Annotated in this window: 10 protein-coding genes; 2 read left to right on the top strand and 8 right to left on the bottom strand. The window is 27.5% G+C overall.

What is annotated here, in order from left to right; all coding sequences use genetic code 11:
* Positions 1-4: 4 nt before the first annotated feature.
* From QMD25_04960 to QMD25_04925, 8 genes are all read right to left on the bottom strand, one after another.
* Entirely contained in the window at positions 5-466 is a 462-nt protein-coding gene (locus tag QMD25_04960; GenBank protein MDI6861344.1) for a TRAP transporter small permease subunit, read from the bottom strand.
* A 60-nt stretch (positions 467-526) separates the two neighbouring features.
* Positions 527-1606: a DctP family TRAP transporter solute-binding subunit gene (locus tag QMD25_04955; protein ID MDI6861343.1), complete on the bottom strand. Its 1080-nt coding sequence runs from the start codon at positions 1604-1606 to the stop codon at positions 527-529.
* 15 nt (positions 1607-1621) lie between these two features.
* Positions 1622-2719 (bottom strand): dihydrolipoamide acetyltransferase family protein, encoded by a 1098-nt coding sequence (locus QMD25_04950; GenBank protein MDI6861342.1) that lies wholly within the window; start codon positions 2717-2719, stop codon positions 1622-1624.
* The gene (locus QMD25_04945; GenBank protein ID MDI6861341.1) at positions 2712-3686 is read right to left on the bottom strand and encodes an alpha-ketoacid dehydrogenase subunit beta; all 975 of its coding nucleotides are present in this window, start codon (positions 3684-3686) and stop codon (positions 2712-2714) included. The genes QMD25_04950 and QMD25_04945 overlap by 8 nt, the downstream gene beginning before the upstream one ends.
* 12 nt (positions 3687-3698) lie before the next feature.
* Positions 3699-4685 (bottom strand): thiamine pyrophosphate-dependent dehydrogenase E1 component subunit alpha, encoded by a 987-nt coding sequence (locus QMD25_04940; protein ID MDI6861340.1) that lies wholly within the window; start codon positions 4683-4685, stop codon positions 3699-3701.
* Positions 4686-4835: 150 nt separating this feature from the next.
* Complete coding sequence (locus tag QMD25_04935) at positions 4836-6629, bottom strand: sigma 54-interacting transcriptional regulator (GenBank protein MDI6861339.1); 1794 nt, start codon at positions 6627-6629, stop codon at positions 4836-4838.
* A 6-nt stretch (positions 6630-6635) separates the two neighbouring features.
* A complete protein-coding gene (locus QMD25_04930) occupies positions 6636-7208 on the bottom strand; it encodes an isochorismatase family cysteine hydrolase (GenBank protein MDI6861338.1) in 573 nt (190 codons plus the stop codon).
* Between the two features lie 31 nt (positions 7209-7239).
* A complete protein-coding gene (locus QMD25_04925; GenBank protein MDI6861337.1) occupies positions 7240-8514 on the bottom strand; it encodes an MFS transporter in 1275 nt (424 codons plus the stop codon).
* Positions 8515-8696: 182 nt separating this feature from the next.
* Between QMD25_04925 and QMD25_04920 the strand changes: the two genes are divergently transcribed.
* Together QMD25_04920 and glyS are read left to right on the top strand one after the other, a co-directional pair.
* The gene (locus tag QMD25_04920) at positions 8697-9542 is read left to right on the top strand and encodes a glycine--tRNA ligase subunit alpha (protein MDI6861336.1); all 846 of its coding nucleotides are present in this window, start codon (positions 8697-8699) and stop codon (positions 9540-9542) included.
* Positions 9535-11592: a glycine--tRNA ligase subunit beta gene (gene glyS, locus QMD25_04915; protein ID MDI6861335.1), complete on the top strand. Its 2058-nt coding sequence runs from the start codon at positions 9535-9537 to the stop codon at positions 11590-11592. Before QMD25_04920 ends, glyS begins: the two co-directional genes overlap by 8 nt.
* Position 11593: the final 1 nt, after the last annotated feature.

The following is an 11593-nucleotide window of genomic DNA, read 5'->3' as shown; positions in this document are numbered from 1 at the left end:
CCTCCTATTTTAAATTTTTAATATTTTTAACAGTAGATGTAATTATTTTTTTAAAAACAAAAATTGAAAAAATTGGGATTCCTATAACATATATCCAATTAGGAATATTAAGTGCTTCGCTTCTCATGTGAAAAAGTGTTAAATCCATGTAAATTTCTCTAATTGCAAAATAGTTAACAATAGCAAATAAGATTATTGCTAAAATTGAGGAGATAATAATAGAAATTTTTTTCATCCATTTTGGAAATTTATTATAAATAATTGTCATGTTAAGATGGGAGCCTTTTTCAAATGCTAATGCTATTCCTAATATTGTTAACCAAACAAAAAAATTAATTTCAAGTTCTTCTATCGCTGCTATTGATAATTTAAATATATATCTACTTAAAACATTAATAAAAGCAATAATTGCCATTATTCCAAGAATAATTGATGATAAAATTTCTTCAATTGTATATTTTTTCATAATTCCTCCTTTAAGAAAAAGGGGGTGAGTTAATCACCCCCTTTAATAAAAAAATTTCTTTTATTTTCCCATATCTTTTTTTGCAAGTTCAACTAAATCCTTACCGACAACTTCTACCCATTTATCAAAAACTGGCTTTGTGGCTTCAATAAACTTTTGTCTCTCTTCTTCAGTAATATCTATTACTGTCATCCCATTTAACTTTACATAGGCAATTTGATCTGAAATTTCAGGAATATAATTAAATTTTTCTTTCAATATTTTAAGCGCTGTTCCATCATCAAGCCCTCTTCTAACATATGCTTTTTCCCATTCTGCAGCCTCAATTGCTGCTTCTTTTATTGCTTGTTTTATATCATCTGGAAATGTATCCCAAGTTTTTTTACTTACACAAAAGATAAGAGGATCTACAACATAGTTCCAATTCGTTACATATTTATGGTATTGCCAAATTTGAACTGGAAGTAAGACACCATATGGATTTTCTTGACCATCAACTGCTCCTTGTTGAAATGCTGTAACAGCGTCTGCCCAGTTCATGCTAACAGCATCAGCACCAAGTGCCTTAAAAATATCAATAAATATAGGAGATCCAACAACTCTGAATTTTAATCCTTTCATATCTTCTGGAGTTCTAATTGGTTTTTTACTATTGGTGATTTGTCTAAATCCATTTTCACCCCATGCAAGAGGAACTACTCCTAATTTTTCCATTTCTTCAAAAAGTTTTTTACCTGTTTCACCATTTTCAATTTTGTCTAAATTTTCATAAGTATTAATGAAAAATGGTAAAGAAAATAAATTATGTGATTTAACAACTGGTGAAGAATTAATTGTTGATTCTACTGCAAAATCTATACTTCCTTCTGCAACTGCTTGGAACCAGTTTGTTTGTTTTCCTTGAAGTAAAGCACTCGAGAAATATGGTTTAACATTAATTTTTCCTCCAGTTTTAATTTTAATCAAGTCAGCCCATTTTTGTGCTCCCATTCCCCATCCAAAAGCAGGTCCAACATTTAGTTGCATAGTATACTCTGCTTTTGGTACAAATTCAACTTTTTCTTCCTTTTTACATCCTGTTAATGAAAAAATAGATAATGTTAAAGTTACAATTAAAAAAATTGTTAAAAATTTTTTCATAACCTTACCTCCTTTTTACAAATTTAATAATTTTTTTAAATTACTTTCATTTTCAATGATGCTGCAGAGATCATCTAAAAATCTTGCAGCATCAGCACCATCAATAACCCTATGATCATAAGATAAAGAAAGATGTGAAATTTCTATAGGATAGATTCTCCCATTTTCATCCATTTTAATTTCTTTATCAATCCTTCCAATACCTAAAATTCCTACTTCATTAGCATTTAAAATTGGTGTAAAGAAATCAGTTCTCATCATACCTAAATTTGTAATTGTAAAATGTGAGCCCTTTGTCTCATCTATAGAAAGTTTTCCATCTTTTGCTTTTTTAATTAAATCTTTTAATTTTTTATCTATCTCTTCAATTGACATATTTTCAACATTCTTTAATACAGGCACTATGAGACCTTTTTCTGTATCTGTTGCAATTCCAATATTAATGTCTCTAAATTTAATCAATTTTTCTCCATCAAAATTTGAGTTAAACTTTGGATGTTTTTTTAAAACTTGAGATACAACTTTTACTAAAATAGAAGTTACAGAGATCTCTTTAAGAAAATTTCTTTTTATATTCATTAAATGACTAAAATCAACTTTCGTTACATTTGTTACTAAGATAGAATTTTCATATCCTTTTTTAAGATTTTTTATAATTTCTTTTCTTATTTGAGATAACTCTTCTATAATCTCTTTTGACTCTTTTACGCTTTCTAAATAATCTAAAATATCTTTTTCTACTATTCTACCTCCTGGTCCACTTCCTTTAATTTTTGTTAAATCAACACCCTTCTCCTTTGCCAATCTTTTTGCTCTTGGAGATGCTAAAATCTCTTTTTCACTCTCTTCTTTTATCACCTCCTTTCTTAATTCTTCTTTACTTTCTGATATTAATGCAATAACTTCTCCAACTTTTTTTGACTCACCCTCTTTAACTAATATTTGTTTTATATAACCTGACACAGGAGATTCTAAATCATTCACTATTTTTTCTGATTCAATCTCACATATAGCCTCTCCCTTATTAACAAAATCGCCTTCTTTTTTATACCATTTTGTTATAACCCCCTCCTCCATTGTTAAACCAAATTTAGGCATCTTTAACTCATACATTTAATACTCTCCTAACTGCATCAATGACGCTTTTATAATCTGGCACTATATAGTCTTGAAGAGGAGGACTGAATGCTATATGAACATTTTTTGCTCCAACTCGTATTATTGGTGCATCAAGATAATCAAAAGCCATTTCTTGAACAGTTGCTGCAACCTCTGCCCCCCAACCAGCTCTTTTCCATGTTTCATGGGCAATTACAAGATGATGAGTTTTTTTGACAGAATTAATTACGCATTCTTTATCCCATGGAACAAGTGTTCTTAAATCGATAACCTCAACATCTATACCTTCTTTTTCTAATTCTTCTGCTGCTTTTAATGATTCATGCACCATTCTTGATGTTGCAACAACTGTTACATCTTTACCCTCTCTTTTAATATCCGCTTTACCAAAAGGAATAAAATATTCTTCTTCTGGAACGGGACCTTTAATTTTATAAAGCATTTTATGTTCAAATATAATTACTGGATCATCACATCTTAATGCAGTTTTTAGCAAACCTTTCATATCATATGGAGTAGATGGAATAACTACAAAAATTCCTGGAATATGCATAAAGATTGTTTCTATAGACTCAGAATGTTGTGCTGCAGCAGATTTTGCAACACCATCTGGTCCTCTTAAAACAACCCTTATTTTTCCTTGTCCGCCTGTCATATGTTTGAATTTCATTATTTGATTTACAATTGATGTGATACCGGTAAAAATAAAATCTGCAAAATGAAACTCAACAACTGGTCTCATTCCCACTAATGCTGCACCTAAAGCAGATCCATATATAACTTCTTCAGAAATAGGCGTATCAATTACTCTATCTTTGAATTTTCCTAACAAAGATTTATATTGACCAAAAATTCCACCCTGTTTAGCTATATCTTCTCCATAAGTAAATATAGTTGGGTCTCTTTCCATCTCTTCTAACATTGCCTCGCCTAACGCTTCAGCAAAGGTTATTTCTCTCATTTATCTCCTCCTTTAAAAATAGTCATATCCAGTATCATTTTCAAACAAATCTTCTAATGCCTCTTTTGGTTCTGGATATTCACTTTCTTCAGCAAATTTAACAGCAGTCTCAACCTCTTTATTCGCTTCTTGCCAAATACTTTCTTTTTCTTGATTATTCATAAAACCATTTTCAAAAAGATAATTTTCAAATCTTCCTATTGGTTCCTTTTTCCAAAATTCTTCAACTTCTTTTTGATCTCTATATAACATTGGATCACCAACAAAGTGGCCTTTTATTCTATAAGTTTTTGCTTCAATTAATGTAGGTCCTCCTCCATTTCTTGCTCTATAAACAGCCTCTTTTACTGTTTCATAAACTTCAAGAACATTGTTACCATCAATGGTTATTCCTTTCATACTATAAGCAACTGCTCTATCTGAAATATTTTCCACTGATGTTGTTTCTTTAAATCTTGCTGTTGATGCGAATTGATTGTTTTCACATATGAATATAACAGGTAAATTATAAACAGAAGCCCAATTTAATGATTCATGAAATGAACCTCTATTAGATGCTCCATCTCCAAAAAATGATATTACAACAGAATCTTTTTTTTGCATTTTCAAACCCATTGCTGCTCCAACTGCAATCGGTAAACCACCACCAACTTCTCCATTGGCTCCTAATACGCCAATTGAAACATCTGCAATATGCATTGAACCTCCTTTTCCTTTGCAATAACCTGTTTTCTTTCCATATAACTCCGCCATCATTCTATCCATTGAAGCACCTTTAGCAATCATATGACCGTGTCCTCTATGAGTTGAGGTGATATAATCATCTTTTCTTAAATTAGCCATTGCCCCTGTTGCAATAGCCTCTTCACCAATATAAAGATGTATAAAACCCGGTAATTTGCCTTGAAGGAAAAGTTCTTCTGCTTTTAACTCAAAAACTCTTATTCTTACCATAGTTCTGTAAAGTGATTGCAAAAATTCCTTTGAGTAATCTGACATTAATCCCTCCTTTCTTTCATAATTAAGTTTCAAAAAATATATGCAAAATTTGTGCCAAATAATAAAATAATGATTTTATATTAATTCTTTTATGATTTTGTAAAAAATTTTAACAAAGATTTGTAAATTTTTGTAAAAAAATTTTACATATTAAATATATTTCTCTAATTTATATTTTTTAATGATTTTATAAAGAGTCGGTCTTGAAATACCAATTTTTTTAGCTGCTTTAGAGATATTAAAATCACATTCAAGTAAAATTTTTTCAATATAGTCTCTCTTAATATCTTCTAAATTTATATATTTTTTAAAATCGAACTTCTTTTCAAATAAATATTCTGGTAAATGATCTATAGTTAATTTATCACTCTCACATATATTTATGGCTCTTTCAATAATATTTTGTAATTCTCTTACATTACCAGGAAAATCATAATTTAAAAGTGGATCAATAAATGAATTATCATAACCTTTTATATTTTTATTCAGTGTCATATTAAATTTGTTAATAAAATGATTAATTAGAATAGGAATGTCCTCTCTTCTTTCTCTTAATGGAGGAATATTTATATGGATAACATTTAATCTAAAATATAAATCTTTTCTAAAAATTCCTTTTTCTACTAACTCTTGAATATTTTTATTAGTTGCTGAAATTATCCTTACATTAACTTTGAGAGATTTGGTTCCACCTATTCTTGTTATTACTTTATCCTCAATTGCCCTTAAAAGTTTAATTTGGAGGGAAGGAGGCAATTCATTAATTTCATCTAAAAAAAGAGTACCACCATCTGCAAGTTCAAATTTTCCGGGTCTTCCTCTTTTATCTGCATCTGTAAATGCTCCTGGTTCATAACCAAATAATTCACTTTCTGCTAAATCTCTTGGAATTGCTCCACAATTCAATGCTACAAACGGTCCAGATCTTCTTTCACTTTCAAAATGTATTGCTTGAGCAAACATTTCCTTACCAGTACCAGTTTCTCCAGTGATTAAAACAGTTGAATTCGATTTAGAAGCAATTTTGGCTATTCTAACAACCTCTTTTATTTTTTCGCTTTCTCCTTTTATATCATCAAAAGTAAATTTTGCTTCAGCTCCTATATACGATGTTACAAATTTTCTTACTCTTTCAATTTCTCTAAAAAAATCTACTACACCTGCAAAATTCCCATTCGAATCTCTTAATACAACGGCTGTTTTTATGAAATGAAGTAAACCTCTTGATGGACTTTCTATAATAAATTCTTTATCTACATAACCTTTATGTGTTTTAAAAACATTCAATATAACTGGAGTAAAATCTACTATTTCAGTAACATTTTTTCCTATTGCTTTTTCTCTGTCAATTTTTAAAATATTTGCTCCAACTTGATTTATATACAATACATTAGCATTCTTATCTAAAACAAGGACACCATCTTTATTACCTTCTGCTATTATTTCAGCGTAATGCTTTGATAATTCAATTTCTTTTAATGTATGTTTTAAATTAACCTCATTTTCAATAGCACTTGTAATTAATTTTACCAATTTTAAACCATATTGTGGGTATTTATCTTTTTCACTTGATAAACTAATAATGCATTTTAAATTTCCATAAATATCTTTAACTGGAGATGCAGCACATGACCAAGATTTTAATAAAGGTAAAGTATGATCATTTCCTAAGATTTCTGATTCTTTGCAACTTTTTATTACATTCAATATTGCTGTAACTCCAAATTTTTCATCTATAATTATTCCTTCTTCAATGATAGGGTTCTTTTCAGCACTACAAACTAATAATACTACTCCCTCCTTATCAATTAATGAAATTGTGAAAGGGTTTCTTTTATCAATAAAATTTTCAAAAAGTTTTTTTGATGTTTCTAAATATATTTCATATTCTTCTTTCTTTTTATTTAATTCTTCACTATTTAATCTGGTAATACCATGTATCATTTAAATTCATTTTAACATATTTAATAATTCATTGGTTAATAAAATTTTTATACCAACTTCTTTCATATCTAATAAATTTGCATTTTGAATTTCATCTGTTTTTGATTTTGTTGCATCAGAAATAACTATTACTTCATAATCATAAGAGATAGCATCAAACGCAGTTGTTCTTATACAATTTGGAGTTTGAATTCCAGTTAAAATTAAAGTTTTAATCTCCATTCTTCTTAATAAAAAGTCAAGTTCAGTGCCAAAAAAGGCTGAGAATCTTCTTTTTATAACGACAATCTCATCTTTATTTGGTCTTAATTCATTTATAATTTCAGATCCCAAATTATTTTCTATTAAAAACCCACCATTTTTTATAAATAATTCTCTTCTTGGTAAATCAACATCAATACCAGATTCTCTATGTTCTCTTTTAACAAAAATTCTTGGTAGATTTTTTTCTCTAAATCTATTAAGAATTTTTTGGATATTTGGAATAATATCTCTACACTCATTAACAAAAACTGGAGAAGGGCTCTTAATAAAATCATATTGCATATCAATAATTAATAAACATATATTTTTAAACATAATTTCCACATAATTTATTATAAATCAAAATTTAATCTATTGTTTCAACATTCATTATAAGTTTATTAGAAAGAGCATAAATTACAACAAATATAACAAGAATTCCAGATAAAGATGTCATAAAAGACATAGCTCCTCCTTTTCCACTTCCAAAATAAGAAAAAAATCTATTTTCATAAGTAAAATATTTAGAAAGAATGTTATCAACAATTGGTCCGCTTGAAATCATTGGTATTGTTCCAATAAGTTGTGCTATTACTCTTCTTGCTGAAAAAACTCTTCCTTGTAATTCAGGAGAAATTTTAGATTGCCAAATTGCTTGAGAAGATGCATTTGAAATAACACCTGAGAAAGAGATTATTAATCCAAGAATTGATAAAATATAAACTGCTTTAGATATTCCAAAGAAAACTAAAGAGATTCCTCCAAGAAAAATTCCACCTAATAAACTGTATATTTTCTTTTTTGTTCCTCCCCAAATTGTCATAACAAATCCTCCGATAAGCCCACCTAAACCAAAAAACATTTGTATTATTCCCAAGAAAATACTATTATTATTTGTTTTTGACAAAATTAATGGCGAATATAAAGGGTTTATAAATCCTTCAAAGAGATTAACAAGAAGAAAAACAGTGAGTAGTGATAATAAATGTTTATGTTTAAAAATATATTTAAATCCAAAGAGGGCTTCACTAAAAATATTTAATTTTTCAATAGATAAAACTCTATCAATTTTTGGAATGTAGACATATAGAACTGCAATAATGGCAAATAAAAAAGTAAATATATCAATAATCATTACTCCAGATAAATTTATTAAAGGTAAAAATATACCCGCAAGGATTGGTGCAATTATCATTGGACCATTTTCAACCATTGAAAAAAGGCCATTTGCTTTTCCATATTCTTCTTTTTTTAACATAACACTTATTGTTACTGAATATGCTGGCCATTGAAAAGCGTTAAATATTCCTGAAACAAAAGATGCAATGTATAAAAAAGGAAGATTTAATTTATTCATCAAATACAAAATCAAAGTTAATAATGTTATTAATCCTGCTGTTAGATCTGGAAGGATTAGAGATTTTTTTAAAGGCCATCTATCAATAAGTGCACCTGCAAAAGGTGAGAAAATTAAGTTTGGAATAAAGAATAAAGTTGTAATTATACTAAATGGCGTGGCATTTCCTGTGGTTTTCCAAATCCATATTGATAAACCAAATTGAGTCATACTTGAACCAACCATTGAGATAAATTGACCAATTGACATTAAAATAAACCCTTTAAATCCTTGAGGTTTTTTCATTATAACCTCCAAAAATAAATTAAAAATAATTTAAATATATTTTAACATTATTTTAATAAAATTCAATAATTTTAAAATTTTTTTAATATATAGTTGTTAATTTTTAATTATTAACTACAAAATTAAAATTTTTGTTTGAAAAAGTTTTAAATAAAATTAATTTGTGGTAAAATTTTAAAGAAATGACCTTTCAAGATATTATAACTGAGTTAAGAATTTTTTGGAGCAAAGAAAATTGTGTAGTTGCTGAAGCTTTTGATATTGAAGTTGGAGCAGGGACAATGAGTCCTTTAACTTTTTTTGGTGTTTTAGGAAAAAATCCCTATAGAGTTGCATATGTTCAACCTTCAAGAAGACCACAAGATGGAAGATATGGAGATAATCCAAATAGATTATATAAACATCATCAATTTCAAGTTATTTTAAAACCTCCCCCAAATAATATTATTGAAATATATTTAAACAGTTTAAAAAGTCTTGGAATAAAAGAAGAAGATCATGATATTAGATTTGTTGAAGACAATTGGGAATCTCCGACTCTTGGAGCATGGGGAGTTGGATGGGAAGTTTGGTGTGATGGAATGGAAATAACTCAATTTACTTACTTTCAACAAGCGGGTGGAATAGATTTAGAACCTATTTCTGCAGAGATTACTTATGGTTTAGAAAGAATAGCTCTTTTTCTTCAAAAAAAAGAATCAATTTTTGAGATAAATTGGAATCAAACAATTAAATATAAAGATTTAAGATTACTCGAGGAGAGAGAAATGTGTGTTTATTCTTTTGAAGAGGCAAATACAGAAATGCTAAGAGAGATTTTTGACTCTTTTGAGAAAGAAGCACATGAACTTCTTGATAAAAATTTAATACTTCCATCTTATGAATATTGCCTTAAATTATCTCACATATTTAATATTTTGGACGCGAGAGGCTCCATTGGATTAACAGAAAGAAATCAATATATAACAAGAATAAGAAATATTGCTAATAATTGTGCTAAGTTATTTTTAAAGGAACGAAATGGGTAATAAACTTTTAATTGAAGTTGGTGTAGAAGAGATACCCGCCAGATTTTTAAATGAAATTGGTGAATTAATTAAGAAAAATTTTTCTGATTTTCTTAATTCTGAGGCAATAGAATATAAGAATCTCCAAATTTTCTTTACTCCAAGAAGGTTAGTCATTTTTGTTGATGAAATTTCTGAGAGACAAAAAGATAGAGTTTTAAAAGTAAAAGGTCCAAAAAAATCTTTAGCATTTAACGAAAATGGAGAACCTCTTACCCCTTTAAAAGGTTTTTTGCAAAAAAATGATAGTACCATAGATGATATTAAAATTGAAAAAGTTGGTGATGAAGAATACGTTTTTATAGAAAAGAAAATGTTTGGTAAAGATACTAAAGAATTAATAAGAGATAACTTTCAAAAAATTCTTTTTTCAATTCCAATAAGAAAACCAATGAAATGGGACTCGCTTTCTTTTGTAAGACCAATAAGATGGATTTTATCAATGTTTAATGATGAATTGATAAATATTAATATTGGAGATATAAAAAGTAAAAGAGAAACAAGACGATTCTTAAAAACTTCAATGGATTATATCAAAATTAATTCAGTTGATGATTATTTTGAGTCTATTAAAAAAGAAGGGATTATTTTATCCTTTGAAGAAAGAAAAAAGATAATTCTTGAAGAGTTGTCTAATTTTGAAAAAGAACTTCAAGTTGAAATAAATAAAGATGAAGATCTTTTAAATGAAGTAACAAATTTAGTTGAATCACCAAAAGTTTTTTACTTTACTTTACCATCAAAAGGAAGAGATCTACCATATGAGATACTCGTTGAAATATTAATAAAAGGTGCAAGAGTTTTTCCTGGAAAGAAAAATAATGAAATAATTTATGCATTTGGTGTTCAAAATGGAATTTTCAAAGATTCAAATATAATAAAAGAAGGATTTATGAGTGTTGTTAAAGCAAAAATTGATGATGCCTTATTTTTCTTTTCAAAAGATAAAGAGATTCCAATAAAGAACAGAATTGATGGTTTAAAAAATATAATTTTTGAAAAAAATCTCGGGACATATTATGATAAAACAATTAGATTAATTAAATTATTAAAGAATCTTTATAATGATTTAAAATTAACAGAAGAAGAGAAAGCACTTCTTGATAGAGCGGCTCTGTTATCAATGTCTGATTTAACAACTTTAACTGTTCAAGAATACCCTGAATTACATGGAATAATTGGGGGATTTTTATGCATTGAATCAAATGAAGAAAAAGATGTCTGTGAAATAATAAAAGAGTTTATATATCCAAGAAAGAAAGATGACAGACTTCCAGAGTCAAAACTTCCAAAAATTCTTGGAATAATTGATAGAATTGATACCCTGGTTGGAAGTTTTCTTGTTAAGTTAGAACCAACTTCAAGTGAAGATCCTATGGGTCTAAGAAGAGTTTCTTTAACCCTTCTTAAACTTTTAATCTCTTTTGAAAATTCAATTTCAATTAATAATTTAATTGATTATTCATTAAAGACATTTGAAGATTCTCTCAAGAAAGACTTTAATTTAGAAAATATTTTAAAATTTATAAAAAATAGATTTAGAGGAATTTTAGAAGAAGAAAATTTAAATTATGACATAATAAATGCTGTTATTAATGTTGAACCATTTATACCTTATAAAGCATATGTGAATAGTAAATTCATAAAAAATATATATAATGAAGAACCATTCAACAATTTTGTTTTAGCATATAAAAGAGTATATAACATTACCAAAAATCATAATATTCAAGGAGAAATTAAAGAGAATCTATTTGAAAAAGATGAGGAAAAAAATTTATATGAATTTTATTTAAACATTAAAAATGAAATTGAGAAAAGAAACATAATCGAATTGGAAAAAGTTTACAATAAATTTATTGAATCTGTTAATATTATAAATAAATTTTTTGACAATATTCTTGTTATGGTTGATGATGAAAAAATTAAAATAAATAGATTAAATTTGCTAAAGAATTTATTAAATATTTTTAGAAAATTTGGCCATTTTGAAGAGATTTTAAAACAATAGA

This window comes from Caldisericia bacterium (genome assembly GCA_030018355.1).
In the GTDB taxonomy this organism is placed as follows: Bacteria; Caldisericota; Caldisericia; order B22-G15; family B22-G15; genus JAAYUH01.
This window is presented reverse-complemented; position numbering and strand designations above follow the sequence as displayed.

Bases quoted from the DNA above. Each gene is read 5' to 3' on its own strand.
- QMD25_04935 (MDI6861339.1), bottom strand. From the start codon at position 6,629: ATGATACATGGTATTACCAGATTAAATAGTGAAGAATTAAATAAAAAG.
- QMD25_04930 (MDI6861338.1), bottom strand. From the start codon at position 7,208: ATGTTTAAAAATATATGTTTATTAATTATTGATATGCAATATGATTTT.
- QMD25_04955 (MDI6861343.1), bottom strand. From the start codon at position 1,606: ATGAAAAAATTTTTAACAATTTTTTTAATTGTAACTTTAACATTATCT.
- QMD25_04950 (MDI6861342.1), bottom strand. From the start codon at position 2,719: ATGTATGAGTTAAAGATGCCTAAATTTGGTTTAACAATGGAGGAGGGG.
- QMD25_04960 (MDI6861344.1), bottom strand. From the start codon at position 466: ATGAAAAAATATACAATTGAAGAAATTTTATCATCAATTATTCTTGGA.
- glyS (MDI6861335.1), top strand. From the start codon at position 9,535: ATGGGTAATAAACTTTTAATTGAAGTTGGTGTAGAAGAGATACCCGCC.
- QMD25_04945 (MDI6861341.1), bottom strand. From the start codon at position 3,686: ATGAGAGAAATAACCTTTGCTGAAGCGTTAGGCGAGGCAATGTTAGAA.
- QMD25_04920 (MDI6861336.1), top strand. From the start codon at position 8,697: ATGACCTTTCAAGATATTATAACTGAGTTAAGAATTTTTTGGAGCAAA.
- QMD25_04940 (MDI6861340.1), bottom strand. From the start codon at position 4,685: ATGTCAGATTACTCAAAGGAATTTTTGCAATCACTTTACAGAACTATG.
- QMD25_04925 (MDI6861337.1), bottom strand. From the start codon at position 8,514: ATGAAAAAACCTCAAGGATTTAAAGGGTTTATTTTAATGTCAATTGGT.